This is a genomic window from Dyadobacter jiangsuensis (assembly GCF_003014695.1).
Classification (GTDB): Bacteria; Bacteroidota; Bacteroidia; order Cytophagales; family Spirosomataceae; genus Dyadobacter; species Dyadobacter jiangsuensis.
This window is the reverse complement of the sequence record NZ_PYAS01000005.1, coordinates 157,146-182,843: the sequence shown is the minus strand read 5'-3', so window position 1 is coordinate 182,843 and position 25,698 is coordinate 157,146. Positions and strand designations below refer to the sequence as shown.

General features: G+C 48.0%; 23 protein-coding genes and 5 tRNA genes. 27 read left to right on the top strand and 1 reads right to left on the bottom strand.

Annotated features, from left to right (window positions below; all coding sequences use genetic code 11):
- Window positions 1–46 precede the first annotated feature (46 nt).
- The 18 genes from CLV60_RS11915 to CLV60_RS11830 all read left to right on the top strand — a co-directional run bounded on the left by CLV60_RS11915 (window position 47) and on the right by CLV60_RS11830 (window position 19,733).
- Window positions 47–117 (top strand) — tRNA-Cys (locus CLV60_RS11915).
- A gap of 294 nt (window positions 118–411) precedes the next feature.
- A complete protein-coding gene (locus CLV60_RS11910) occupies window positions 412–1,686 on the top strand; it encodes a c-type cytochrome (RefSeq protein WP_106595612.1) in 1,275 nt (424 codons plus the stop codon).
- Between the two features lie 45 nt (window positions 1,687–1,731).
- Window positions 1,732–4,830: a TAT-variant-translocated molybdopterin oxidoreductase gene (locus tag CLV60_RS11905; protein WP_106595611.1), complete on the top strand. Its 3,099-nt coding sequence runs from the start codon at window positions 1,732–1,734 to the stop codon at window positions 4,828–4,830.
- A 51-nt stretch (window positions 4,831–4,881) separates the two neighbouring features.
- The gene (gene nrfD, locus CLV60_RS11900; protein WP_106595610.1) at window positions 4,882–6,315 is read left to right on the top strand and encodes an NrfD/PsrC family molybdoenzyme membrane anchor subunit; all 1,434 of its coding nucleotides are present in this window, start codon (window positions 4,882–4,884) and stop codon (window positions 6,313–6,315) included.
- Window positions 6,316–6,362: 47 nt separating this feature from the next.
- Window positions 6,363–6,893: a DUF3341 domain-containing protein gene (locus CLV60_RS11895; RefSeq protein ID WP_106595609.1), complete on the top strand. Its 531-nt coding sequence runs from the start codon at window positions 6,363–6,365 to the stop codon at window positions 6,891–6,893.
- On the top strand, window positions 6,893–7,516 hold the full coding sequence (locus CLV60_RS11890) for a c-type cytochrome (RefSeq protein WP_106595608.1): 624 nt from the start codon (window positions 6,893–6,895) through the stop codon (window positions 7,514–7,516). The genes CLV60_RS11895 and CLV60_RS11890 overlap by 1 nt, the downstream gene beginning before the upstream one ends.
- Window positions 7,517–7,550: 34 nt before the next feature.
- Window positions 7,551–8,927: a quinol:cytochrome C oxidoreductase gene (locus tag CLV60_RS11885; RefSeq protein WP_106595607.1), complete on the top strand. Its 1,377-nt coding sequence runs from the start codon at window positions 7,551–7,553 to the stop codon at window positions 8,925–8,927.
- 21 nt (window positions 8,928–8,948) lie between these two features.
- Window positions 8,949–10,058, top strand: a complete 1,110-nt coding sequence (locus CLV60_RS11880; RefSeq protein ID WP_106595606.1) for a cytochrome c oxidase subunit II — start codon at window positions 8,949–8,951, stop codon at window positions 10,056–10,058.
- 29 nt (window positions 10,059–10,087) lie between these two features.
- A complete protein-coding gene (locus CLV60_RS11875) occupies window positions 10,088–11,971 on the top strand; it encodes a cytochrome c oxidase subunit I (RefSeq protein ID WP_106595605.1) in 1,884 nt (627 codons plus the stop codon).
- Window positions 11,946–12,974, top strand: a complete 1,029-nt coding sequence (locus tag CLV60_RS11870; protein ID WP_106595604.1) for a COX15/CtaA family protein — start codon at window positions 11,946–11,948, stop codon at window positions 12,972–12,974. The genes CLV60_RS11875 and CLV60_RS11870 overlap by 26 nt, the downstream gene beginning before the upstream one ends.
- A 20-nt stretch (window positions 12,975–12,994) precedes the next feature.
- A complete protein-coding gene (gene cyoE / locus CLV60_RS11865) occupies window positions 12,995–13,888 on the top strand; it encodes a heme o synthase (protein WP_229210932.1) in 894 nt (297 codons plus the stop codon).
- Window positions 13,889–13,905: 17 nt separating this feature from the next.
- On the top strand, window positions 13,906–14,493 hold the full coding sequence (locus tag CLV60_RS11860; protein ID WP_106595603.1) for a cytochrome c oxidase subunit 3: 588 nt from the start codon (window positions 13,906–13,908) through the stop codon (window positions 14,491–14,493).
- A gap of 14 nt (window positions 14,494–14,507) precedes the next feature.
- Complete coding sequence (locus tag CLV60_RS11855) at window positions 14,508–15,278, top strand: cytochrome c oxidase subunit 3 (protein WP_106595602.1); 771 nt, start codon at window positions 14,508–14,510, stop codon at window positions 15,276–15,278.
- Window positions 15,279–15,309: 31 nt separating this feature from the next.
- Window positions 15,310–15,645 carry a cytochrome C oxidase subunit IV family protein gene (locus tag CLV60_RS11850; RefSeq protein WP_106595601.1) on the top strand — a complete coding sequence of 112 codons (336 nt, stop codon included), beginning with the start codon at window positions 15,310–15,312 and terminating at the stop codon, window positions 15,643–15,645.
- 9 nt (window positions 15,646–15,654) lie between these two features.
- Window positions 15,655–16,251 carry a hypothetical protein gene (locus tag CLV60_RS11845; protein ID WP_106595600.1) on the top strand — a complete coding sequence of 199 codons (597 nt, stop codon included), beginning with the start codon at window positions 15,655–15,657 and terminating at the stop codon, window positions 16,249–16,251.
- A gap of 6 nt (window positions 16,252–16,257) precedes the next feature.
- Window positions 16,258–16,797, top strand: coding sequence for a DUF420 domain-containing protein (locus tag CLV60_RS11840; RefSeq protein WP_106595599.1), 540 nt, complete (start codon window positions 16,258–16,260; stop codon window positions 16,795–16,797).
- Window positions 16,794–17,075, top strand: coding sequence for a CAMCR motif-containing small membrane protein (locus CLV60_RS11835; protein ID WP_106595598.1), 282 nt, complete (start codon window positions 16,794–16,796; stop codon window positions 17,073–17,075). The genes CLV60_RS11840 and CLV60_RS11835 overlap by 4 nt, the downstream gene beginning before the upstream one ends.
- 135 nt (window positions 17,076–17,210) lie before the next feature.
- Window positions 17,211–19,733, top strand: coding sequence for a glycosyl hydrolase (locus tag CLV60_RS11830; protein ID WP_106595597.1), 2,523 nt, complete (start codon window positions 17,211–17,213; stop codon window positions 19,731–19,733).
- Between the two features lie 4 nt (window positions 19,734–19,737).
- Here the strand turns inward: CLV60_RS11830 and murI are convergent, their stop codons facing one another.
- Window positions 19,738–20,547, bottom strand: coding sequence for a glutamate racemase (murI, locus tag CLV60_RS11825; protein WP_106595596.1), 810 nt, complete (start codon window positions 20,545–20,547; stop codon window positions 19,738–19,740).
- Window positions 20,548–20,679: 132 nt separating this feature from the next.
- Between murI and CLV60_RS11820 the strand changes: the two genes are divergently transcribed.
- From CLV60_RS11820 to secE, 9 genes are all read left to right on the top strand, one after another.
- Window positions 20,680–21,270 (top strand): RNA polymerase sigma factor, encoded by a 591-nt coding sequence (locus CLV60_RS11820; RefSeq protein WP_106595595.1) that lies wholly within the window; start codon window positions 20,680–20,682, stop codon window positions 21,268–21,270.
- Window positions 21,251–22,108 carry a hypothetical protein gene (locus CLV60_RS11815; RefSeq protein WP_106595594.1) on the top strand — a complete coding sequence of 286 codons (858 nt, stop codon included), beginning with the start codon at window positions 21,251–21,253 and terminating at the stop codon, window positions 22,106–22,108. The genes CLV60_RS11820 and CLV60_RS11815 overlap by 20 nt, the downstream gene beginning before the upstream one ends.
- 11 nt (window positions 22,109–22,119) lie before the next feature.
- Window positions 22,120–23,244, top strand: coding sequence for a porin family protein (locus CLV60_RS11810; RefSeq protein WP_106595593.1), 1,125 nt, complete (start codon window positions 22,120–22,122; stop codon window positions 23,242–23,244).
- A 164-nt stretch (window positions 23,245–23,408) separates the two neighbouring features.
- Window positions 23,409–23,491, top strand: a tRNA-Tyr gene (locus CLV60_RS11805).
- Window positions 23,492–23,554: 63 nt separating this feature from the next.
- Window positions 23,555–23,627 (top strand) — tRNA-Gly (locus CLV60_RS11800).
- A 173-nt stretch (window positions 23,628–23,800) separates the two neighbouring features.
- Window positions 23,801–23,872 (top strand) — tRNA-Thr (locus CLV60_RS11795).
- Between the two features lie 252 nt (window positions 23,873–24,124).
- On the top strand, window positions 24,125–25,312 hold the full coding sequence (gene tuf / locus CLV60_RS11790) for an elongation factor Tu (RefSeq protein WP_106595592.1): 1,188 nt from the start codon (window positions 24,125–24,127) through the stop codon (window positions 25,310–25,312).
- A 102-nt stretch (window positions 25,313–25,414) separates the two neighbouring features.
- Window positions 25,415–25,485, top strand: a tRNA-Trp gene (locus CLV60_RS11785).
- Window positions 25,486–25,504: 19 nt separating this feature from the next.
- Window positions 25,505–25,696 carry a preprotein translocase subunit SecE gene (secE, locus tag CLV60_RS11780; RefSeq protein ID WP_015812909.1) on the top strand — a complete coding sequence of 64 codons (192 nt, stop codon included), beginning with the start codon at window positions 25,505–25,507 and terminating at the stop codon, window positions 25,694–25,696.
- Window positions 25,697–25,698 lie beyond the last annotated feature (2 nt).

The following is a 25,698-nucleotide window of genomic DNA, read 5'->3' as shown; positions in this document are numbered from 1 at the left end:
CCCGGATTAGCTGTCAGCCTCGCGCAGGCAGCTAATCTTTAAAAATGGTTCCGTGGCCGAGTGGCTAGGCAGAGGTCTGCAAAACCTCGTACAGCGGTTCGAATCCGCTCGGAACCTCACCTTGAATTGTGGTCATTTTCCCCAGATTTTGGACACAATTAAATGCCTGAAAAATACCATTTGGACACCGCTTTTTAAACGAGCTCCAAATGGTATTTTTTTTGCTAGTTGATTGAAAATCAGCTTCTAGAAATTTTGTAACTGCTGTTAATTTAGTTAGGCAAATTAGACAAATTATAAATAAGAAGGTGGGGTAAAATATCCCTGAAATACTTTTGTGGATAAAAAATCGTAAGCTAGTTTTGTCTGTTGAAGAATAATGAATAGTTGATTATGAATATACCATTCCGAATGGACGCTAAGTTTTGTTCCTTCTTTAATTACTCAAAAACCTTTATAGCTATCCTCTTAGCTATCTTATTAAGCGTACCCACTTTAGTATCTGCTCAGGATAGCACTGCTGCTGCAGGCGCTGCGGCACCTGCTGGAGGTGGCGACGCTGCGAAAGGTGAGTCGATCTTCAAAAACAACTGCGCCCAATGCCACGCTCCAACAGATGAACGTGTAGTTGGTCCAGGTTTGAAAGGGGCAAGCTCCCGCCACGATTTTGCATGGCTTTCCAAATGGGTACGTAACTCTTCGGCGATGATCGCTTCCGGCGATGAATACGCTGTGAAGATTTACAACGAGTATTCGAAAGCTCAGATGACGAGCTTCCCCAACCTTTCGGATGACGACATCAAAGCGATCTTCGCTTATGTAGACCAGGCGTCTGCTGCTCCTGCTGCTGCGGCGGCCGGTGCTGCTCCTGCTGGCGGCGCTGCTGCTGGTGATGCCAAGGGCGGTGCTCCTTCCGATCTGTTTGTGATCGTACTGGTTGCATTGGTAGTTGTAATGGTACTGGTGCTCGGCGTTCTGCTCGTGATCGTATCGCTTCTATCTAAAGCTGTTAAAGGCGGAGGTGCTGAAACTGAGGCTGCTGCCGGCGAAGGCTTCGGTGGTTTGCTGAAAAGAATTACGGTTGATCCGGCGATTCGTTCCGCGACGCTCTGGATTTTCGTTTTGCTCGTTTTGAAATCTACTTTGGACGGTGCGTTTAATGTAGGGGTTCAGCAAGGATACGCTCCTAAGCAACCTATTTCATTCTCTCACAAATTGCACGCAGGCGAATACAAAATCGACTGTAACTACTGCCACACCGGCGTTAACCGCGGTAAGTCGGCTCACATCCCTTCTGCTAACATCTGTATGAACTGCCACGGTGTTATCAAAAAGGAATCTCCTGAAATTCAAAAGATTTATACTTCTATCGAGAACAACCAGCCTATCGAATGGGTGCGCGTTCACAACCTGCCTGACCTGGCTTACTTCAACCACGCGCAGCACGTAAACGTGGGTGGTCTTGAGTGCCAGAACTGCCACGGCGAAGTTGAGAAAATGGAAGTAATACAGCAACGTTCGTCACTGACGATGGGATGGTGTATTGATTGTCACCGTAAAACTGAGGTAAATACCAAAGACAATCAGTACTACGATAAGCTGGTACAGTTGCACGCTTCTGAAAGCAAAGAGGCTTTGAAAGTAGCGGATATTGGTGGTTTGGAATGTTCTAAGTGCCACTACTAATCAAGAAATTAATACCGGATACAACTCATTGTATTGAATAGTTTTATGGAAAATACTAATAAAAGATACTGGCGGGGACTTGAAGAGCTGAGGAATGACGAAAAGTTTGTCAAAGATGCAAGTTCTGAGTTCCCAAGCGCACCGACCGAAAGTCAGTATGAAAGCCTGGTGGATGGCGTAGGAACCCATCGTCGTGATTTCCTTAAAGTACTGGGTTTTGGAATGGCGGCGGTATCTCTGGCTGCCTGCGAAGCTCCGGTTAAAAAAGCGATCCCTTACGTTAACAAGCCGGAGGGTGAATTCCCGACTATATCTAACTGGTATGCATCCACTTACGCAGAAGGTGGAGACTACGCGAGTATTCTGGTCAAAACCCGCGAGGGCCGACCTATTAAAATAGAAAGCAATTCCCTTTCAAAAGTTTCTTACGGTGTGAGCTCACGTGCGCACGCTTCATTGCTCGGCCTGTACGATAATGAGAAACTGAAAGGTCCTAAAAAAGGAGAAGATACAAAGGTGAGCTGGGAAGCTGTTGACAAGGAGATCGCTGATCAACTTGCACAGGTCGCTGCCAAAGGCGGAGCAATCCGTATCCTTACTTCAACAATATTGAGCCCGTCGACTAAGGCGGTAATTGCAGACTTCACTGCGAAATATCCAACCACTACCCACGTGGTTTACGATGCCAACTCTTCTTACGCTATTGTAAAAGGTAATGAGTTGTCATTCGGCAAAGCCGTTATTCCTTCTTACGATTTCAGCAAAGCGAAAGTGATCGTAGGTATCGACGGCGACTTCCTCGGAACATGGCTTGCACCTGATACATTCTCGAAGCAGTTTGCCGACACCCGTCGCGTGAGCAGCGATAAGGAAGGTAACAAGCAGATGTCCCGTTTGTACCAATTCGAATCGACACTTTCACTTACCGGTGCCAACGCGGATTATCGTACTTCGGTAAAACCTTCGCAGATTGGTCTGGTAGCAGCTGCACTTTATAACAAAGTAGCCGCGAAACTGGGCGGTACTCCCGTTGCTACCCCTGCATTGAATATAGATAACCTGGACAAAGCTGCTGCTGAACTCGTTGCTGCGAAAGGCCAGGCATTGGTTGTTTCGGGTGTAAACGATCCTTCGGTACAAGTGATAGTAAACGCGCTAAACAGCCTGCTGGGAAGCTACGGTTCTACTATCAATTTGGACAAGCCTGCAAACTACCGCCAGGGTAACGATATCGCTACCAACCAACTGATCGATGAGATCAAAGGCGGTAAAGTTTCTGCACTGATTTTGTGGGGTGCTAACCCGGTTTACGATCACCCACGTGGTGCTGAACTGGCTGGCGCATTGCCGCAGGTTTCATTGAGCGTATCATTCAACGATCGCGCTGATGAAACATCATCCCTTTTGAAATACATCCTTCCTGCACCGCACTACCTCGAATCATGGGGTGATGCAGAGCCTGTTGCAGGATCATACAGCTTAATGCAGCCGGCGATCAGCCTTATTTTCAGCACTCGCCAGGCGCAATCTACACTCTTGAAACTGGCAGGAGTATCTGCTGATTACCATGAGTATGTAAAAGCATATTGGAGAAAGAACATCTACCCGCAAAGCGCTGGTGGTGACTTCGAGAAATTCTGGATTAAATCTCTGCACGACGGCGTATTCGATGTAGCTTCGGCTGCTACGGGTGCCGGTGCTGCGTTCTCAGGAAACCTTGCTGCTGCTGCTGCCGGCGTTGCTAAGAGATACAAAGCATCTTCGTCAGGCCTTGAACTTGCGATTTTCGAAAACGTAGGTTTGGGTACAGGTTTCGCTGCAAACAACCCTTGGCTGCAGGAAAACCCTGATCCGATTACAAAGGCTTGCTGGGATAACCACGCTGGTCTTTCACAAAAAACTGCTACTGAGCTCGGCCTTGCACAAGGAGACGTGGTGAAAGTAGATCTGAAAGGCAAAACAGTTGAATTGCCGGTGATTATTCAGCCGGGTCTTGCACAGGGAACGGTAGCGGTTGCGATCGGTTTCGGTCGGGAGAAAGCGGGTAAATCAGCTAATGGTGTAGGTAAAAACGTATTCCCGTTTGCTACATTCACCGACGGTTTCCTGAACTTCACTCCGGGTGAAGTAACTGTTTCGAAAACAGGTGATACCCGCGAGATCGCTCAGACTCAGACGCACAATACCGTAATGAACCGTAAGTCGGTTCTGCAAGAGACTGTACTCGCTCACTTCCAGAAGGACCCGATGGCCGGACGTTTCGTTCCGAAAATCCAGACTTCGGAAGGTGAAGTGGATGCAACTGATCTCTCACTCTGGAACGGTCACAAATACAAAAACCACTCGTGGGGTATGGTGATCGACCTGAACACCTGCTTTGGTTGCGGATCTTGCGTGATCAGCTGCCAGAACGAGAACAACATTCCGGTGGTTGGCCGTCAGGAAATCATCAACGCCCGTGAAATGCACTGGCTGCGTATCGACCGCTATTACAGCAGCGATGCGGATGTAGAAGATCTGAGAGGATTGGAAATCGCTTCTGAAAACCCAGAGGTTACATTCCAGCCAATGCTTTGCCAGCACTGTAACAATGCTCCTTGCGAGACGGTATGTCCGGTATTGGCTACCACCCACAGCTCTGAGGGCTTGAACCAAATGGCTTACAACCGTTGCGTAGGTACGAGATATTGTGCAAACAACTGTCCATATAAAGTACGTCGCTTCAACTGGTTCAAATATTTTGATAACGACAACTTCGATTACGCATTCAACAATGACCTCGGTAAAATGGTCATTAACCCTGATGTAACAGTACGTTCAAGAGGGGTAATCGAGAAATGCTCGATGTGCGTTCACAGAATCCAGGAGGCTAAGCTGACTGCGAAGAAAGAAAGAAGACGCATTGTTGACGGTGAAGTAAACGTGGCTTGTGCATCTTCATGCCCTACCGACGCGATTACTTTTGGAGATATGAACGATCCGGAAAGCCGCATTTCGAAATTGCTCGAAGTCGAGAGAGAAGGACGTGCATTCCACATGCTGGAAGAAATCAACGTTCGTCCGCAAATCTCTTACCTCACCAAAGTCCGTAACAAGGATGCAGCAGCTGCAAAAGCTGAAAAGGTTGAGAAAGAGCACGCTTAATATCAGAGTTTAGAATTATTGACGATCCAATCATTATAAATAAATAGTAGTATGCATGTTACTTCACCTGTAAGAGAACCGCTGATCCAAGGTGGGAAAACGTACGCGGACGTAACGGAAGACATATGTCGTCACGTGGAGGCAACTCCAACGAAAGAATGGAAGATTGCTTTCGGACTTTCGCTCATCGTTCTGGCGTATGGATCTGTGTGTCTTGCCTGGACCTGGTGGGAAGGCCTCGGAGTTTGGGGTTTGAATAAAACAGTAGGTTGGGCCTGGGACATCACCAACTTCGTATGGTGGGTAGGTATCGGTCACGCGGGAACGCTGATCTCCGCGATCCTCTTGCTCTTCCGTCAGAAATGGAGAACTTCCATCAACCGCGCAGCGGAAGCGATGACGATCTTCGCCGTTATTTGTGCTGCTTCTTTTATTTTGATGCACATGGGTCGTCCCTGGATGGCTTACTGGGCTCTCCCATTGCCAAACGCATTCGGTTCACTTTGGGTTAACTTCAACTCACCGCTCGTTTGGGACGTATTCGCGATTAGTACTTATTTCTCCGTATCGTTGGTATTCTGGTACATCGGTCTGATTCCTGACCTTGCTACCATCCGTGACCGCGCTACCAGCAAAGTTTCGAAATTCATGTACGGAACATTTGCAATGGGCTGGGACGGTTCAGCTAAGACCTGGGCACGTTACGAATACATCTCTTTGATCCTTGCGGGTCTTTCTACGCCACTCGTACTTTCGGTACACACCATTGTAAGTATGGACTTTGCTACCTCGGTAATCCCGGGATGGCACACGACCATCTTCCCTCCGTACTTCGTTGCGGGTGCGATCTTCTCCGGATTCGCGATGGTACAAAACCTGATGTTGATCACACGTGTAGTTTACAAATTGGAAGACTACATTACCCTTGAGCACATCGAAACGATGAACAAGGTAATCACGCTGACAGGTTCTGTTGTAGGTGTGGCTTATATCACCGAGTTCTTTATCGCATGGTACGGTGGTGTTGAATACGAATACTACGCGTTCTTCAACCGTATGACCGGTCCTTACTGGTGGGCATACTGGGCGATGATGACCTGTAACGTAATCTCTCCACAGCTTTTCTGGTCAAGAAAACTGCGTCGCAACATCACGTTTACATTCTTCATCTCTGTGGTTGTAAACATCGGTATGTGGTTCGAGCGTTTCGTAATTATCGTGACCTCCCTGCACCGTGACTACGTTCCTTCAAGCTGGTCGATGTTCTCTCCAACGAGATACGATATCGGGGATTACATTTTCTCCTTCGGTTTGTTCTTCACATTGTTCCTCCTGTTCTCGAAATATCTGCCGGTAGTAAACATGGCGGAAGTGAAAGCGGTATTGCGCTCGACTTCTGCACAGCTTCCAGCTAAGATCGCCGGAGTTGCGAAAGTGAGACAGCGCGGAACTGCTGAGCCGGTTTATAACAAGGATCAGGAATAAAAGCATTGCGAAAAAGCGAATTATAGAGATTATAATTAAGTAATAGTATGGCAGAATTATCTGGTAAATATTTGGTCGGAGTTTACGACGATGACGATACTGTTCTTCACGCGGTACCTAAGCTGAGAAAAGCCGGTGTGAAAATCAAAGAAGTATACTCTCCATTCCCTATCCACGGATTGGACGAAGCACTGGGGCACCCAAGAACGCGTATCGGTATCGCTGCCTTTATGTTCGGAGTGACAGGATGCTGCTGCGTGCTGACGCTGATGATCTGGACAATGGGATTTGACTGGCCGATGATCATCGGTGGTAAAGATCCGATCTCGATTCCTAACTATATCCCCATTACTTTCGAAGGAACAGTGCTTTTCACTGCATTCGGTATGGTGATTACCTTCTTCATTTCGAATGGACTCGGACCTGGTACTCATTTCCATCCGCGTTTCGACGTACGTGCCACAGACAACAAGTTTGTAATGGCGATCGAGATGAGCAGAAACTCAATGAGCGAAGAAGAAATAGCAAGAGCGTTGAAAGACAGCGGAGCAGAAGAAGTCAACATTAAGCAATTCTAATGGCGTTTAAAGCAATGAAATTGAAAAGTTTATATAGATCTCTATTGGTTGCTGCCGTATTGCTTACTGCTGCCGCTGGTTGTAAAAAGGATCCTAACAATCCTGGAAAGGAATATGCACCGAATATGTACCTGCCGGTAGGTTATGAACCATACAAGCAGGAGAAGGCGAACCCGATCAACCCGCAGGGGCTGACCATGCGTTTGCCGGTAGCTGGTACTGTTGCCCGTCGTAACTACCACACAAGCTTCGGTTCTTCAGACTCGGCAGTTGTTGACCTGATGGTTTACAACATCCCGGCCGATAGTATCGAGATTTCAGAAAGAGTACTAAAAAATCCAGTTCCTCTGAACGAGAAAACGCTGGCAGAAGGAAAAGTACTTTACGACAGATATTGCCAGCATTGCCACGGTGCTTCCGGTGCCGGTGACGGAAAAGTGGGCGCGATGTACAAAGGTGTTCCCAACTACGCGAGCGATGCTTACAAGAACCTGAATGAAGGACATATTTTCCACGTGATCACACACGGGAAAGCGCGCATGTGGCCTCACGGATCCCAGATCAACCCTGAGGAACGCTGGAAGATCGTACACTACGTACAGAAATTGCAGAAAGGGGCTTAAGTACAATTTTGAAAACAGAGAAATATTTTAAATAATGGCATCAGGACATTCGATTCCTTCTATTGAAGAACGGTTTGAATTTACATCGGGAGCTAAGAGAAGTTTGCTCATTGGTGGCGGTGTAGGACTGGCTCTTGTACTATTAGGAGCATACCTCGCAGCCAATGGCGGTGGTGGTCATGAAGTGGCTGCGCACGGAGCAGAACATGCTGCGGCGGCAGGTCATGCGGCGGCTGAGCACGGAGCGGCGGCTGCGGCACATGGCGCGGACGCACACGGCGCTGCGGCGGAAGGCGGTCACCACGCGAAGAGCTGGGTGGCGCGCATTTGGGCTAACCTTTGGGTAAATGGTGTATATTTTACCGGAATGTCCGTTATCGGGATGTTCTTCCTTTCTTACAACTACCTGGCACAAGCTGGTTGGTCGGCAGTATTCAAGAGAGTACCTGAGGCGTTACCTGCATTTCTTCCTGTAACAGGCGTAGTACTGATCGCTACTTTCCTCCTTGGCGGACACGACCTTTTCCACTGGACGCACGAGGGACTTTACGAAATAGGCGGTCCTGAATATGACAAAATCATCGCTGGTAAGCGTGGCTATTTGAATACACCTTTCTTCCTGATCCGCCTCGTTGCTTATTTCGCAATCTGGTATTATCTGTGGAGAGTGATCCGTAACCTTTCATTGCAGGAAGACGAGATCGGCGGAACTGAGTTCTACGAAAAGTCAATCCGTATCGGAACGGCGTTTCTGGTGGTATTCGGTGTGACGTCGTCTACATCTGCCTGGGACTTCGTGATGTCAATCGACACACACTGGTTCAGTACCATGTTCGGTTGGTATACTTTGGCTAGCTGGCACGTAGCTGGTCTGGCGGTAATCACCCTGACGATCGTAATGCTTCGTGAGAGAGGTTATCTGAGAGCCGTTAACACCAGTCACCTGCGCGATCTTGGTAAGTTTGTATTTGCGTTCAGTATTTTCTGGACATATGTGTGGTTCGCACAATTCCTTTTGATCTACTATGCTAACCTTCCGGAAGAAACGATCTATTTCATCGAGCGTTTCCGCGGACACGGAGGTTTCTTCAAGGCGCCTTTCTTTATCACGTTGTTCATGAACTTCTTCTTCCCGTTCCTGGTGTTGATGACCCGCGACGCGAAGGGTACGCATTCGATTTTGAAAGTGGCTTGCTGGAGTGTGATCGTCGGACACTGGTTCGATTTCTACACGAACATTATGCCGGGAACGGTAGGTGCTAGCGCTTCGCTTGGACCTTTGGAGTGGGGCTTTTTCCTGATCTTCCTTTGTGCCTTTGCATATTCAATCGCAAACCAGTTGACCAAGGCAAATCTGATCCCGAGAAATCACCCGATGTTGGAGGAATCACTGCATCACGATATCGCCTAATTGCAAAACCAGTAAATCATCATGTATATTATTATCGCATTAGTTGCTCTTGTATTTATTGTCCTCACCGGGGTTGTGATATCCAGGTTGCAGGGTGTTTTGAAGAGTATCAACAAAACCGATTCAGAGGAGGTTGAAACTTCTGGTAATAAATTCAATGGTGCCATGTTCATCGTGGTGTTGTTGATTGGTGCTGTGGCAATTACCTGGTCTTACCTGCATTCACGCGAATTCTTCCTGCCGGAGGCATCTTCTGTACACGGTAGAAGAACCGACGACCTTTTCTGGTTCTCGATGGGTATCCTTACGATTCCTTTCATTATCGTAAACTTCCTGGTGTTCTTTTTCTCCTGGAAGTACCAGTTCAAGAAGGGACATAGAGCTACATTCTATCCTGAAAACCACAAACTGGAATTGATCTGGACGATTATCCCTGCTATCGTAATGGCGTTGCTGGTATTCACAGGTTGGAAAGCATGGTCGGATATCACTGCAGAAGCACCGCGCGATGCGGAAGTAATCGAGATCACCGGTAAGCAGTTCAACTGGATCGCCCGTTACGGTGGTGTGGATAATAACAAGCTGGGTGATTACAACTATAAACTGATTGATGCACAAAACGAGGTAGGTATCGATTTGTCGGACGAAAATTCTTTCGACGATTTCACCAACCCTTCTGAAATGCACATCCCGGTAGGACGTCCGGTACTATTGAAAATCCGTGCGCGCGACGTGTTGCACAGCGTATTTATTCCGCACATGCGTGTGAAGATGGACGCAGTTCCTGGTATGCCTACCAAATTCTGGTTCGTACCGGACAAGACAACCGCTGATATGCGTGCCGAAACCGGTAACCCGAAATTTGACTACGAGATTGCTTGTACAGAGGTATGTGGACAAGGTCACTTTTCAATGAAAATGAGATTGATCGTAGACGACGAGGCTACATACAAAAAATGGGTTTCAGAGCAGGCTACTTTCCTGTCGACTTACCCAGAATATCTTGCGAAAGTTCCTGAGAATCTGAAAGCAAAGGCGATGAAATATGTGCCTGCCGAAGCAGCAACGCCTGCCGCCGACAGCTCAGCAACATCAGCTGGCGGTGCCGGAGCAAGTTCTAGTCTACGATAATTCTATTAATTAAAATACAATAAAAGTATATGTCAGCTATTGAAGGATTGGAAACAGCTCACCACCACGCAGACGAGCATGCCCACCACCACGAAGCACAAAGCTTTTGGCAGAAATATATATTTTGTGAAGATCACAAGGTAATCGCCAAGCAGTATCTGATCACGGGTATTTTGTGGGCTGTTATCGGGATTACCATGTCGGTGATCTTCCGTATCCAGCTCGGTTTGCCCGATTCTAACCTGTCATGGTTGAAGCCTATCCTTGGTGGCTGGATCAGCGACGCAGGTAAGCTCGACCCGAACTTCTACCTGGCTTTGGTTACAATGCACGGTACCATCATGGTATTCTTCGTATTGACGGCCGGTTTGAGCGGTACTTTCAGTAACTTCCTGATCCCGCTTCAAGTAGGAGCACGTGATATGGCGTCAGGTTTCATGAACATGCTCTCTTACTGGTTCTTCTTCCTGGCCAGCGTAATCATGTTCGCTTCTTTGTTCCTGCAACAAGGCCCTGCGGCAGGTGGCTGGGTAATTTACCCTCCATTGAGCGCATTGCCACAGGCACACCCTGGCTCAGGCATGGGTATGACATTGTGGTTGGCTAGTATGGCATTCTTTATCGTGTCACAGCTGTTGGGTGGTATCAACTACATTACCACAGTTATCAACCTGCGTACAAGAGGTATGTCTTTCGACCGCCTTCCTTTGACGATCTGGTCATTCCTGATTACTGCGGTACTGGGTCTGATTTCGTTCCCTGTATTGCTTTCGTCTGTATTGTTGCTGATTTTCGACCGTCACTTCGGTACCAGCTTCTATCTTTCCGACATTTACATTAATGGTGAAGCGCTGCCAAACGTGGGTGGTAGCCCGATCCTGTTCCAGCACTTGTTCTGGTTCCTTGGTCACCCTGAGGTATACATCGTATTGCTTCCAGCTTTGGGTATCACCTCCGAAGTAATCGCGACGAACTCACGCAAGCCGATCTTCGGTTACCGCGCGATGATCGCTTCCATGCTCGGTATTGCATTCCTTGCATTTATCGTATGGGCGCACCACATGTTCGTAACAGGTATGAACCCATTCCTCGGATCGGTCTTCATGTTCCTGACGCTGATTATCGCGGTACCTTCTGCGGTGAAAGGCTTTAACTACATCACAACACTCTGGAAAGGTAACATCGTATTTACCCCTGGTATGTTGTTCTCGATCGGTCTGGTTTCCCTGTTCGTATCAGGTGGTTTGACCGGTATTATCCTGGGTAACAGTGCATTGGATATTCAATTGCACGATACTTACTTCGTAGTAGCTCACTTCCACTTGGTAATGGGTGCTGCATCGGCCTTCGGTCTGTTTGCAGGGGTTTACCACTGGTTCCCTAAGATGTTCGGCCGTATGATGAACACTTCATTGGGTCAGGCTCACTTCTGGTTAACTTTCATCGGAATTTACCTGGTGTTTATCCCAATGCACTACGTAGGTATCGCGGGCTTCCCTCGTCGTTACTACCAGTTCACCAGCTACGACTTTACGCATAAGTTCATGGATATGAACATGTTTATCTCTATCGCAGCGATATTCACGTTCCTTGCACAGTTCATATTCCTCTGGAACTTCTTTTACAGCATTTTCAAAGGAAGAAAAGCTCCGCAAAACCCATGGCGTTCAAACACGCTCGAATGGACTGCACCTATCGTTCCGGGTCACGGAAACTGGGAAGGCGAAATTCCTGCGGTATATCGTTGGTCATATGATTACAGCAAACCGGGAGCCAAAGAGGATTTCATTCCTCAGAACATCCCGTATTCTCAAACACCTGAATCGAACTTCCCTCATGAGAATGAGCTGATCGCGACCGAAAAGGTGATTGAGTCACAAAACTTCAATGACCAATTCAAAACACATCATTGATCTTAAAGCGAATCGCCGGTTCCGGCGATTCGCTTTGAATACGCTCATTTCGCTGTACCTGGTAGTGATAGCAGGCGGCGTGGTGAGAAGCACAGGCTCAGGAATGGGCTGTCCCGACTGGCCTAAATGCTTCGGCAGATGGGTCCCTCCTACCGAAGCATCACAACTTCCTCCCAATTACAAGGAGATTTACGGTGCGAAGCTGAAAGGAGAAGTCGAGTTTAATGCGACGAAAACCTGGACCGAGTACGTAAACAGGCTTGTGGGAGCGCTTACTGGTATCATCATTTTTTTGATGCTTTTGGCCTCCATTCCTTTTCTGAAATCCGGAAACAAGCAAGTATTCTTTTGGAGCCTCGGAGCATTTCTGCTGACGGGCTTCCAGGGCTGGCTCGGTGCGAAAGTGGTGTCTTTTGAGCTTCATCCGCTGATCGTCACAGTACACATGCTCCTAGCCATAGTGATTATTTTCATCGTGCTCTATGTATTTACGTGGGCCGGCTATGTCGAAAAGGTTCTTACGTTGCGAGAGGGGAGCGAGAAGGCGCTCAGTGGAATAGGTATCGCAGTAATGGCGCTATCGTTGTTCCAGATTTTGCTTGGGACGCAGGTGCGTGAGGAGATGGATGTGGTGATCATGAAGCTTGGTTATGGTGCACGGTCACAATGGATTGACGAGTTAGGAGCTAATTTTTACATACACCGGTCATTTTCAATTCTGGTCTTTGTTGTGAATGCAATCTGGATCAACAAGGTTTTAAAATCCGGTAACCAGGGGACGGTAGCAGGCAAAATAGCCAAAGCGTGTTTCTGGATATTGATAGCGGAGATCGCAACAGGTGTAATCATGGCGTATTTCGGGGTTCCCGCATTTGCTCAACCTATTCACCTTACATTCGCGATTCTTTTGATCGGCTTGCAATTTATCGTATGGCTGGTTGTGAACGGTAAGAAGTATTTAAAATACAAAGGCGTGGCCGCGACGGCTGGTAGCCAATTTTAGAATTTTCAATTTCTGTAATAATGATTTCAGTAGAGGAAAGTGCAGGTGGGGTTGGGAAGATCAGAGAGAGATTAGGGGTTTTATTTGAATTACTCAAATTCCGGTTGGCGTCATTGATCGCGTTCTCCGGTGCAATGGGATATTGCCTGGGCGCGAAAGAAGTGAAAACCTCCGATATGGTGCTTTTCATCCTGGCGTCGATCGGTATTACCGGTGCTGCCAACATTATCAACCAGATCCTCGAAAAGGATCTGGACAAAATGATGAAAAGAACGGCTTCACGGCCGTTGCCAAGCGGAAGAATTACGGTGGAGCAAGCTGCTGTCTGGGCAGTAATTCTCGGGGTGGCTTCGCTGGCGATATTTGTAATGGTATTTAACCTGACAACGGGGCTTATTTCCCTGCTGTCGCTCGTGCTTTACGGCTTTGTTTATACACCGTTGAAGCGCGTCGGTCCGATCGCGGTGTTCGTGGGAGCATTCCCCGGCGCATTTCCTCCGATGATCGGTTGGGTAGCGGCCACCAACCATTTTGGTCTGGAACCTGGTATCCTGTTTGCGATCCAGTTCTTCTGGCAATTCCCGCACTTCTGGGCAATTGCATGGGTATTGGATGAAGATTACAAAAGAGCAGGTTTCAAATTGTTGCCCGCCAACGGTTTGAAAGACTCAGATACGACTTTGCAGATTATGATCTATACGTTGTTTCTGCTTCCGATCGGCTGGTTGCCGTACGAACTGGGAATGACGGGAATTAATTCCGCATTCATTGCGACGATTTTCGGGGTGTTGTTCCTCGCGCAGACGTTCCACCTCATGCGCACCTGTACGGACAAGACCGCGAAGCAGTTGATGTTCGGATCGTTCATTTACCTGCCTATCGTACAGATTGCTTTTTTGTTGGATAAATTGTGATATTGAATTGAGAGAAAATGGAAAACGTTCAGCAATATAAATTGGAAAGAGAGCCGCAGGAGACGTTGGCGATGGACCCGAAGAAGTTTATTCTTTGGTTGTTCCTCGTAACGATTATCATGCTTTTCGCCTCTCAGAGCAGTGCATACCTGGTACGCCGTGCAGAAGGTAACTGGCTCGAATTTGAGATGCCGCAGATCTTCTGGTACAGTACAGTGGTACTGTTAATGAGCAGCGTAGCAATGCAATGGGCCTATTTTTCGGCAAAAAAAGATCAGTTCCAACAATTGAAAATAGCAATTTCTATTACTTTTGTACTCGGCCTGATCTTCCTTTATATGCAGTTTCAGGGCTGGAAAGAGCTGGTGGCGATGAATGTTTATTTTGTAGGAAACCCGTCCGGCTCGTTCTTTTACGTGTTCACAGGACTGCACGGCTTCCACATCATTACCGGCCTGATTGTTTTGGTATTCGCATTGGTTTCGGCATTTAAGCTGAACATGCATTCCAAAAATCTGAGAAGAATTCAGATCAGTGCTACTTACTGGCACTTTTTGGATATACTCTGGTTATACCTTTTTGTTTTTTTATTGACCTTTAATTAATAATTTTTTTATCAATGGCGGCACATGTAACAACACCCGGCGCGGTAGAACCCAAAATGTGGTTGGGGGGTATTGAGCCTATGAAAGCAAGTTACGGTAAACTGATGATGTGGTTCTTCCTCATCTCGGATACCTTTACTTTCTCTGCCTTGCTGGTGGCATATGGTACAGCCCGGTTTAGTTTCCCTGCATTCACCGGAAAACACGAAGATTTCACCTTCTCCAACATGTACTGGCCGGTGCCTGAAAGGGTTTACGAAGCCGTACCATTCCTGCACGGTGTTTCGCTGCCGCTGGTATTCGTTGGTATCATGACATTCATTCTCATCGCGAGCTCCGTTACAATGGTACTTGCAGTGGAAGCTGGTCACCGCATGGACCGCGCGAATGTTGAAAAATATATGCTTTGGACAATCCTCGGCGGTTTTACCTTCCTTGGTTGCCAGGCTTGGGAATGGAGCCACTTCATCCACGGAACCGACGCAGGTACCGTAATGAAAGTGATCGAAAACGGCACCTGGGTTGAGAAAACGATTTTTGGTGCTAACCTGACGGAGAACCAGTACGGCCCTCCTGCATTCGCCGACTTCTTCTTCTTCATCACCGGTTTCCACGGAACGCACGTATTCTCGGGTGTGATCCTGAACATTCTGATCTTCTTCCGTGCCGCGACAGGTTTCTACGACAAGAGAGGAAGTTACGAAATGGTTGAGAAGGTAGGTCTCTACTGGCACTTTGTGGATCTGGTTTGGGTGTTTGTATTTACATTCTTCTACCTGGTTTAATTTATAGGACAATATTTAAAATTGAAGTAAAATGGCGGAAGTACATCATCACCACGTACATAACCAGGATCCCGAAGCAGGAGCAGAGCAGCGCAAAGCGATCTGGAAAACCTTTTGGATTCTCTTGATCATCACCTCACTCGAGTTCTTGATCGCATTTACAATTCCCCATGGCGTTCTTAAAGTTTCGATCTTTATCGTCATGACGATCGTGAAAGCATTCTACATCGTTGGGGAATTCATGCACTTGAAACATGAAACAAAAACGCTGATCTGGTCGATACTTGTACCGGTCATATTCGTAGCCTGGTTGATCCTGGCGCTCCTGCTCGAAGGAAATGCGATTTTCGAAGCGATTTTTGGATAATAGAATAGAATGAAGAAATTTCCCAAAGCCGGATTACTGATCGTCACATTAGTAATACCGGCTTTGATTTTTACTTTACTGAAACTGTTCGGGACGAACCATTACGATCTGCCTTACTTTGTGGCGGAAAGGGATGGTGGCGGCTCGATCGCCGTACAAAATGGCGATACCGTGTTTCATCAGGTTTCTGCCGACTGCGGTGTGTTCGGAGGTGTAAACCTGGATGGGCGATTGACGGTCGTCAGCCGGATGCCCTCGAAATGCGGGGAGCCTTGCGACAGAGCAGTCGATGAAATAGCTCGTATTGCAGCCTTGAAAGCCGGGATTCCGGAATTGCAGGTATTGTTGATTGCGACGGATACTGTCAGACGCGGAGAATGGCAGTCGGTAAAGGCGGACAGTGTGACGATTGCAGACTGTTTTTCGAAAGAGCTGACAGATGCTGCCAAAGGAAGCGACGCAATGAACGGTCGGGCAGGACAGATTGTGCTGATTGACCGTAACAGGCAGGTGAGGGGCTTTTATAAGGCCGGAGATGGGGAGGGAACCGACCGGTTGATGGCCGAGATCAAGATCCTCGATTATGAAAAGAAGAATGAGAAATAAGTGGGTATGGCTACATTAACAATCGAAAGAAAACCAAAATACGAACGTATCATCAATGTTCTGGCAGTCGTCATTCCGGTGGTGGTTGCATTGTTGCTGGGAATCCGGCAGAAGATCGATCTCGGTGCGTGGACGAAAGTTCTGCCGCACGTGATTGGCGTGATTAATACGCTGACGGCCATGTTGCTCATCATGGGCTATTATTTTATCAAGCAAAAAAATGTAACCGCACATCGCCAGACGATGACGGCGGCATTCGCGCTGGGTTCAGTGTTTCTGGTGTGCTACGTTCTTTACCACATTTCTAACGAAGCAACGCCATTCGGTGGAACCGGAGTTGTACGGCCTGTTTATTACTTTTTGCTGATCTCACATATCGTGTTGTCGATCGGGGTCGTTTGGTTTGTATTACGGGCGGTGTATTTCGGATATACCAACCAGATTCCGGAACACCGGAAAGCTGTGAAATGGGCCATGCCGATCTGGCTTTATGTGAGTGTTACCGGTGTGATCGTTTACTTGATGATTAGTCCTTATTACGTATGAAAAAGTTTTTGGCAATATCCGGAATGGTAATCCTGTTCGTGATGAACAGTGCAGGGGCGTTCGCACAATGTGCTATGTGCCGCGGATCAGTGGAGAGCTCGATGGGTAACGGGCGAAACAATGTAGGTGTCGGATTGAATACTGGTATCATGTTCCTCTTTGTGATCCCCTATATCCTCGTAGCGGTGATCGGTTACCTCTGGTACCGTAATTCCAAGCGGGCGCAAGCCGAGCGTCAATTCGTAGCTGCGCGCGTGCGATCCGCATACGAGAACTGATTTGCAAAAGAAGATATTCAAGGGCAGGACCATGCGGTTCTGCCCTTTTTTGTGCATGAGGTTTTTGGCAAAATATTTCCTTGTAGTGGCGTAGATAATGCTTTGCGCGTCTTTAAAGAAAAACAATGTCCAGTCATGCTTCGGATTCTACTCGCTGTTTTCCTGATACTCGCCCAATTTGCCCATAGTAATGCGCAAAAATTGTCGACCTCCAAACCCTGGACTTACTGGTGGTGGATGGGTAGTGCGGTTACCAAGGCGGATATTACGGCCCAGCTCGAATATTTCAGTAAGTCGGGGCTCGGCGGCGTGCATATTATTCCGATTTATGGGGTGAAGGGCTATGAGAAAGTGGCAATCTCCTTTTTGGGAAACCAATGGCTGGAAGCAATGCAGCATACTGTGCGGGAAGGCAAGCGCCTCGGACTGGGCGTGGACATGACCACAGGTACGGGCTGGCCGTTCGGTGGACCGAATGTGGTGGCGGCCGCTGCTGCACAAAGTATGACGATCGTGGATGGGAAACCGGTGGTAAAACCAACAGGCCAGAAAGTGAAGCGGGCTGCGCCTGGTGGGGAAGGATTGGTGCTGGACCCGTTCAATGCAAATGGGATGGCGGAATATCTTTCCCGGTTCGATTCGGCATTCAGCAAGACTTCCGAGAAACCGAGGGCGATGTATAATGATTCCTACGAAGCGTACGGCGCCAATTGGACAACAGATTTTGTCCAGCAATTTCAATCCCGGCGGAAGTATGACCTGCTGAGCAAGCTTTCGTTATTGAACGATTCCACAGGAAATTCCGAAGCGACATTAGTTAAAATTGATTATCACCAGACGTTAGCCGAGTTGCTGCTGGAACGGTATGCAAAGCCCTGGACGGAATGGAGCCGTGCGAACGGATTCGTAACGCGTTACCAGGCACACGGATCGCCCGGTAACCTGCTCGATTTGTATGATGCGGCGGATATTCCGGAAACGGAATCATTTGGTACGAGCCGTTTCAGTATTCCCGGCCTGCGCGTCGATCCTGATTATTCCATCGATCAGTTCGGTACTCCAAACCCGTTGGCGATGAAGTTCGCCTCGTCAGCTGCTAATTTGTCGGGTAAAAAACTGGTCAGTTCCGAAACCGGCACCTGGCTGGCTAATCATTTCAAGGTTTCACTATCTCAAATCAAACCGCAAATCGATGAGCTGTTTATTGCCGGGATTAACCATATTTTTTACCACGGCACAACCTATTCTCCGGAAAGGGAAGGCTTCCCCGGCTGGTTGTTTTACGCCTCTACCAATTTTGGTAAATCATCCCATTTCTCGGAGCATTTCCCGCTGCTGAACCGGTACGTGGACCTTTGCCAACGTCTCTTGCAAAACAGCAAGCCGGACAACGATGTGCTGGTCTATTTCCCGATCCACGATTTATGGGCTACCAAAGCTAAATCGGGTGCAGGCGTGCATTTGCTGGAAGTCCACCATGTAGATCGCTGGCTGCTGGATTTGCCGTTTGGAAAACTGTCGGAAAGGCTTTGGAAGGAAGGTTACGCGTTCGATTTCGTGTCGGATTTGCAGTTGAAAAAGTTTACGGTCGAGGCTAACGGCGTTTTGAATTCAGGAAATGCTACTTACAGAACTTTGCTTGTCCCGTCCGCAACTTACCTGTCGGGGGAGACTTTGAAGGAAATAGAGCGGCTGGCCAATGCGGGGGCAAAAGTCCTGGTCGATGGTAAATTGCCAACCACGGTAACCGGTAATGTAAACCATCACGAGCGACAAAAAATATTTAGCGCTAGCCTGACACGACTTTCAAGTCTTAAAAACGTGAAGGTTTCGTCTGATCTGAATGCTGATTTGGCAGAGAACGGGGTTGTGAGGGAACAGTTGGCAGAGAAAGGGTTGACGTTCATCCGCAAGAAGGAAGCGGACGGTGTGCCATTGTATTTCGTAGCGAATGTGGGAAACACATTCAGGGAAGGTTGGATAAGGCTCGGCAGGGGCGGTCACCTGTTTAAATCGGACCCGCTTAGAGGTGTGTCGACACTGAAAGCACGCGGTAGCAAAGGTAATGAAGAGGTTTTCCTGAGGCTTTTGCCAGGAGAGTCGTGCTTTTTGACGACGTCGGCCGACGGCTACGATGCGCCGGAAGTAAGCGACACGGGCCAGCATTTTGATATTAAAGGGAAATGGGAGCTCACATTTTTGAATGGAAAGCCGGATTTGCCGGCCCCAGCCCAACTTACAGCACTTACGTCCTGGACTTCGCTGCCGGATTCTGCGGAGTACTTCTCCGGAAAGGCGAAGTACCGCATTACCTTTGACTTGCCCGGTCCGATCGCTACATACGCAAATGCAGCGCTGGATTTGGGCGATGTGCGCGAGGCAGCAGCGGTAAAATTGAACGACAAAGATCTCGGTGTTGCCTGGCACATCCCATTTATACTACCGGCCGGAAGGGCGTTGAAGGCCAAGGGCAATATCCTCGAAATCGAGGTGACGAATCTCTCTGCCAACTATATGCGCCTCCGCGACCAGCAACAGCCCGACTGGAAGAAATTTTATGATATCAATATCGTGGATATCACATACAAGAAATTTGACGCGACACGCTGGCATCCGATGCCTTCGGGCTTGCTAGGGCCGGTGAAGCTGATTTACTAATGCATTACTCCCACAACGGGTAATGTTCGAGCTGGATTTGCCGACCGAAGAAAATGTTGGTGGATTGCTCAAATGACAATGTGTAATCCGACACGTAGAACTGCCGTTTGCCTTCCCCTTTCTCGTTGATCAGGTAATGCTGTTCGAGCCATGCTTTCAGGGATCTTGCGACGATCTCCGAGGTGTCGAGCGTCTCTACCGTATCTCCATAGAATTTGCGGATCTGTGTTTTGATCAACGGGTAATGTGTGCAGCCGAGGATCAATGCCTCAATGCCATTCAGAGAGGGATCGGAAAGGTAATTGGCAATTACGCTTTCACTGATGTTGTTGTCGAAAAAACCTTCCTCGATCATCGGTGCGAGTAATGGCGTAGCGAGGGATTTCAGGTGAATGTTGCGATCCAGCGCATCGACTTTCTTTTTATACACATTGGAAAGGACGGTTTGCTTCGTACCGATCAGGCCGATGGTTTTCCCTTCATAATGCTCCTTTACATAATCCACCACCGGATCGATCACATTCAGGACCTTCGCTTTGCTCCCTACGTACTCGCGCACGAGCTCGTACGCGGCTGCGGAAGCGGAGTTGCAGGCAATAAGGATCAGTTTGCAGTTCTGCTGTAAAAGCATATTGCAGATTTTGATCGAATAAGCCTGGATAGCCGCCGTGGACTTGTCGCCATAAGGTAAATGCGCCGTGTCGCCGAAATAGATGGTGTTTTCCTGGGGAAGCAACCGGGTTACGGCACTGGCGACGGTCATACCGCCGATTCCGCTGTCAAAAATTCCGATGGGCGCAGAGGAGTCGAGCATGGGAGAAAAGTCCTTTTGGTGATCAATGAGTGATATTCGCATCAAAGCTAAAAAATATATCAAAAAACTTTTCCGGCACATGCAACCTCACGCGGAGGATTGCGCATCTTGCTGTCGAAACCACCAATTAGAATGGGTCGAATTTTAGCATTATTTAGCCAGGAAGCACAGCTCGTCAAAGCTCTCAGGAAGGAAGATCCGAAGGCGCAGCGACAGCTTTACGATAAGTACAGCCATCGAATGCTGGCTTTGTGCTTCCGCTATGTATGCGACGAAATGGCGGCCGAAGATGTAATGGTGGAGGGGTTTTTAAAGGTTTTTGAAAAAATTAACCAGTTCAATAGCGACGGGAGTTTCGAGGGATGGATCAGGAGAATCATGGTGAACGAGTCGTTGGGCTATTTGCGGAAACAAAAGCGGATTCTGGAAGATAACCTGTCGGATGAGGCCAACAACATTCCCGATTACATCCACGCCGATCAAAACCTGGAAACAGAGGAATTGATGGCCTTGATTGAGGCCCTGCCGGTAGGTTACCGGACGGTTTTTAACCTGTACGCCATTGAAGGCTACGCACATATTGAAATTGCCCAAATGCTGGGTATTACTGAAAGTACATCGAAATCACAATTGCACCGCGCCCGCGCATTGTTGCAGAAGATGGTGGCGGAATGGCAGAATGATTATAAAAAAAAAGTAGACTATGAAAAAGCATCCTGTTGATGATCTTTTCAAGCGCAAACTCGAAGGTTTGGAACGTACACCTTCGGAAAATGCGTGGCTGAAAATTCAGGAAAAGCAACCGGCGAAGAGTCGTCCGGCGATGCGTCGCGCGGCTGTGTGGGGTTGGTATGCTGCGGCCGGTGTGGCTGCGGCGGTGATGGGAGGATACCTGGTTTGGCAGAATCAGCAGGGTGTTTCACCGGGAGGCATTCAATCGCAACAGACCGTTGCAGTGGTTAAGCCTGCGCCAGTTGATTCGGCGGTTTCTCGGATTAGAAAGTCAGATGAGCCGGTTGAACAGTTGGCGGTTGCAGACGAAAAGAATATCGGATCGGCCGTTGATCAGGAGAATGTTAAACGAGCTACGCATTTCAACAAAATAACCAAAACACCAGAAGCGCCCAGACAGGTAACGGAAACATCGGTTGCCGATGCTGAGCCAATTCAGAATGTGCCGATGGTGGCTATTGCGGAGAAACCAGATGTTCCGGTGAATGCGATTCAATCGGGGCAAATAAAAAGTCCTGTTGCCCAGGATATCAAGACTTTGCCCGATGAGCCAGCTGTTAGCCGGGTAAACAAGCCGGAGCCCGAACCGACAAGAACGATTGTCGTGGCGGTAGAGACCGGTACCAATGAAGCGGAAGAGAAGCCACGTAACACCCGGTTTGCAAGGGTTTTCCGTCAGCTCAAAAATGCAAGAGCCGGCGAGAAAGTCGACTGGGATGAAGTGGGTTTTAATCCAAAAAGCCTTGTAGCACGTGTGGACGATCGCCTGCGTAACAAGGAAGACAGAAGTTCAGAAAAAGACCACCCTAAAGACAAGACAAAACTGTAATCTATTGTGCCATGAAAAGTAAAATATATGCAATGGCGGTGCTGTTTGTATTGGCAGCCATTGGCACGCGCGCTGGTTCGTTGAAATCCTCCGACGAAAAACACTGGCGCCCCGGTATCCAGGACAAGGACTCGATTATCGTGACTTTCGGAGACAAAACGCGGCTGATCATTTACGGCGAAAACCGGACGGAGCTTGAAAAGATCATGAAGTATGATTTGAATGCATTGCTGAAAGACCTGAAAGTGAGGTTGGACAGCACAAAGGCCGACACGACGTTCCTGCGCGAGGAATTCAACGGGAATAAATATTTGAAAGATCCCGATCAATCGGCGGATAAGGACTACGTAAGGATTGGCCTTCGCGGGATCCATATCAAGGACGGCGACACGAAGGTTTCCATCGACGGCTCTGGTGTGGAGGTGAAGGATGGCGACGAGGTAGTCGGGTCGGATTCGACTTACAGGCGAATCGGGAAGCGGTTTCAGCGAAAGTCATGGGGCGGATCGAGTCCGCGGAAGGGTTTTAATGTCGCATTGGGACTGAATACCTATGGCACCAATGAGGCTACTGCCGGTTTCAATAAATCGGATTATGATCTGAAACCATTCGGGTCGCGCTATGTGAGCCTGGGTTATGTGGCCAGCGCGCGTGTCGTGCGGGGTAAGAATGCCCGGCTGCATTTGGACTTCGGTGTCGATTTTTCGTGGTACAACATGATGTACGATGGGAATAACACGATTGTCAAAACGGACGATGGTGTCGAGTTCCGGGATGTGGTAGACGACCAGGGGAAACCGGTGGAAGTACGGAAGTCGAAACTCGTGGTACCATACGTCAACCTTTCCGTTATGCCTACGCTAAGTTTTTCACACTCATTCATATCGTACGTCAGCGCGGGTGCCTATGGCGGTTACCGGATCGGCAGTTACACGAAGGTCCGCAAGGTCGGTACGAAGGATGTGGACCACGACCGGCGTAACTTTTACATCGAAGATTTGCGCTATGGTTTAGCTGCCGAAATTGGTATCCGTAACTTCCCTGACTTCTTTGTGAACTATGACTTGAACTATCTTTTCGAAGCCAATCGGGGGCCATCGGTCCGGATGCTGAGTTTTGGGGTGAGATTATTTTGAGTCGAAAAAGTGCCCATGTGGCCTGGAATCGCTGTTTTTGATTCCAGGCCACATTTTTTTTTAATTTTTTTTCAAAAGAATTTGAGAATCTAAAAAATGGGTATAATTTTGCGACTCCAAATTGTGAAACAAACGGTTTTCACGCTTGTGTTGAAATGTTGTCTGGGGGTGTACCAGAGTGGCCAAATGGGGCAGACTGTAAATCTGCTGACTTATGTCTTCGGTGGTTCGAATCCATCCGCCCCCACAGTTTGAGTCTGAGAAAATGCTTCAATTATGACCAGTTTTTGAGGTAAAGACGAAAACAAATGCGGAAGTAGCTCAGCTGGTAGAGCGATAGCCTTCCAAGCTATAGGTCGCGAGTTCGAACCTCGTCTTCCGCTCAATTAGAAGCATCATCGAAGCGATTAGCGAAAACATTCAATAGATAACTTTCGCTAATCGCTTTTTGGTTCTAAGAACAATGCTTTTAGTAACAATGCTTTTTGAGCTCAGGGCGGTCCGCCGATGCGGTAGAGCACTTCCTTGGGACGATGAAAGAAAAAGAAGTAACAATGCTTTTGTAGCTCAGGGGTAGAGCACTTCCTTGGTAAGGAAGAGGTCAGGGGTTCAAATCCCCTCAAAAGCTCAGAGTATTTTTGAGCACTTCCTTGGTAAGGAAGAGGTCAGGGCCGGGCGGCCGGTGCCGTTCAAATCCCCTCAAAAGCTCACAGTATTTTGAGTTTGGTGTTTCGCCGCTCAGAAAGCAGGAAGAGTCCCTGCATTGGTTTTGATCCTGGTTTGGTAACGTTTGCGGTGTTTGATTGCAGGAAGCCAGCAGGATCAATTAGTAGTGTATAATAAATTCGTAATAACTTTTAATTTTAAGCGTACTTAAGTCATGGCAAAAGAGACGTTTGACCGCTCGAAACCCCACGTAAATATCGGTACTATCGGGCACGTTGACCACGGTAAAACTACCCTTACAGCGGCGATTACAACTGTGTTGGCTGATAAAGGTTTTGCACAGAAACGCGACTTCTCATCAATCGACAATGCTCCTGAAGAGAAAGAGCGCGGTATTACAATCAACACTTCTCACGTAGAATACCAGACAGCCAACCGTCACTATGCGCACGTTGACTGCCCAGGTCACGCTGACTACGTGAAGAACATGGTAACTGGTGCTGCTCAGATGGACGGCGCAATCATCGTGGTTGCTGCTACTGACGGTCCAATGCCACAAACTCGTGAGCACATCCTTCTTGCTCGTCAGGTAGGTGTTCCTCAGCTTGTTGTGTTCATGAACAAAGTGGACATGGTTGATGATCCGGAACTTCTTGAACTCGTTGAGATGGAAATCCGCGAGCTTCTGAGCTTCTACGAATTCGATGGCGATAACATTCCTGTAATCCAGGGATCTGCTTTGGGTGGTCTTAATGGCGAGCCGAAATGGGTTAAAACTATCGAAGACCTGATGGAAGCTGTTGATACTTGGATTCCAATTCCTCCACGTATGACTGATCTTCCATTCTTGATGCCTGTTGAAGACGTATTCTCGATCACTGGTCGTGGTACTGTTGCAACTGGTCGTATCGAGCGTGGTGTAATCAACTCTGGTGATCCTGTTGATATCCTCGGTATGGGTGCAGAAGGTCTTAAATCAACCGTAACTGGTGTTGAGATGTTCCGTAAGATCCTTGACCGCGGTGAAGCTGGTGACAACGTAGGTTTGTTGCTTCGCGGTATCGACAAAGAAGAGATCCGTCGTGGTATGGTTATCTGTAAGCCAGGTTCAGTTAAGCCTCACTTGCACTTCAAAGGTGAAGTTTACGTACTGTCGAAAGAAGAAGGTGGACGTCACACTCCATTCTTTAACAAATACCGTCCTCAGTTCTACTTCCGTACCACTGACGTGACAGGTGAAATCTCGCTTCCAGCAGGTGTTGAAATGGTTATGCCAGGTGACAACATCACGATCGAAGTGAAACTGATCAACAAAATCGCTATGGAAAAAGGTCTTCGTTTCGCGATTCGTGAAGGTGGACGTACCGTAGGTGCTGGTCAGGTAACTGAAATTCTTGACTAATCAAGATAGCAATATTAAAACAAGTGCATTTCTTTTGGAATGCACTTGTTTTTTATAAAAAAGTCGTATCTTTGCAGCCCCGAATGGGCAATTGCACGATAAACGGGTGTAGTTCAAGGGTAGAATAGCGGTCTCCAAAACCGTTGATGGGAGTTCGAATCTCTCCACCCGTGCATAAATCGAAAAGGTGAAATGGAAAAATTTACTTCTTTTTTGAAAGCGTCCTGGGAGGAAATGACCCAACATGTGACATGGCCGCCTTTCAACGAACTGCAAGCCAACACCACACTGGTGCTTGTAGGTTCGCTCATTTTTGCCTTCGTGGTAGGTGTGATGGATCTCGTATTTGAGAACGCACTGAAACTGTTTTACCAGTCTTTCTAAGG

Bases quoted from the DNA above. Each gene is read 5' to 3' on its own strand.
- CLV60_RS11910 (WP_106595612.1), top strand. From the start codon at position 412: ATGGACGCTAAGTTTTGTTCCTTCTTTAATTACTCAAAAACCTTTATA.
- CLV60_RS11905 (WP_106595611.1), top strand. From the start codon at position 1,732: ATGGAAAATACTAATAAAAGATACTGGCGGGGACTTGAAGAGCTGAGG.
- nrfD (WP_106595610.1), top strand. From the start codon at position 4,882: ATGCATGTTACTTCACCTGTAAGAGAACCGCTGATCCAAGGTGGGAAA.
- CLV60_RS11895 (WP_106595609.1), top strand. From the start codon at position 6,363: ATGGCAGAATTATCTGGTAAATATTTGGTCGGAGTTTACGACGATGAC.
- CLV60_RS11890 (WP_106595608.1), top strand. From the start codon at position 6,893: ATGGCGTTTAAAGCAATGAAATTGAAAAGTTTATATAGATCTCTATTG.
- CLV60_RS11885 (WP_106595607.1), top strand. From the start codon at position 7,551: ATGGCATCAGGACATTCGATTCCTTCTATTGAAGAACGGTTTGAATTT.
- CLV60_RS11880 (WP_106595606.1), top strand. From the start codon at position 8,949: ATGTATATTATTATCGCATTAGTTGCTCTTGTATTTATTGTCCTCACC.
- CLV60_RS11875 (WP_106595605.1), top strand. From the start codon at position 10,088: ATGTCAGCTATTGAAGGATTGGAAACAGCTCACCACCACGCAGACGAG.
- CLV60_RS11870 (WP_106595604.1), top strand. From the start codon at position 11,946: ATGACCAATTCAAAACACATCATTGATCTTAAAGCGAATCGCCGGTTC.
- cyoE (WP_229210932.1), top strand. From the start codon at position 12,995: ATGATTTCAGTAGAGGAAAGTGCAGGTGGGGTTGGGAAGATCAGAGAG.
- CLV60_RS11860 (WP_106595603.1), top strand. From the start codon at position 13,906: ATGGAAAACGTTCAGCAATATAAATTGGAAAGAGAGCCGCAGGAGACG.
- CLV60_RS11855 (WP_106595602.1), top strand. From the start codon at position 14,508: ATGGCGGCACATGTAACAACACCCGGCGCGGTAGAACCCAAAATGTGG.
- CLV60_RS11850 (WP_106595601.1), top strand. From the start codon at position 15,310: ATGGCGGAAGTACATCATCACCACGTACATAACCAGGATCCCGAAGCA.
- CLV60_RS11845 (WP_106595600.1), top strand. From the start codon at position 15,655: ATGAAGAAATTTCCCAAAGCCGGATTACTGATCGTCACATTAGTAATA.
- CLV60_RS11840 (WP_106595599.1), top strand. From the start codon at position 16,258: ATGGCTACATTAACAATCGAAAGAAAACCAAAATACGAACGTATCATC.
- CLV60_RS11835 (WP_106595598.1), top strand. From the start codon at position 16,794: ATGAAAAAGTTTTTGGCAATATCCGGAATGGTAATCCTGTTCGTGATG.
- CLV60_RS11830 (WP_106595597.1), top strand. From the start codon at position 17,211: ATGCTTCGGATTCTACTCGCTGTTTTCCTGATACTCGCCCAATTTGCC.
- murI (WP_106595596.1), bottom strand. From the start codon at position 20,547: ATGCTCGACTCCTCTGCGCCCATCGGAATTTTTGACAGCGGAATCGGC.
- CLV60_RS11820 (WP_106595595.1), top strand. From the start codon at position 20,680: ATGGGTCGAATTTTAGCATTATTTAGCCAGGAAGCACAGCTCGTCAAA.
- CLV60_RS11815 (WP_106595594.1), top strand. From the start codon at position 21,251: ATGAAAAAGCATCCTGTTGATGATCTTTTCAAGCGCAAACTCGAAGGT.
- CLV60_RS11810 (WP_106595593.1), top strand. From the start codon at position 22,120: ATGAAAAGTAAAATATATGCAATGGCGGTGCTGTTTGTATTGGCAGCC.
- tuf (WP_106595592.1), top strand. From the start codon at position 24,125: ATGGCAAAAGAGACGTTTGACCGCTCGAAACCCCACGTAAATATCGGT.
- secE (WP_015812909.1), top strand. From the start codon at position 25,505: ATGGAAAAATTTACTTCTTTTTTGAAAGCGTCCTGGGAGGAAATGACC.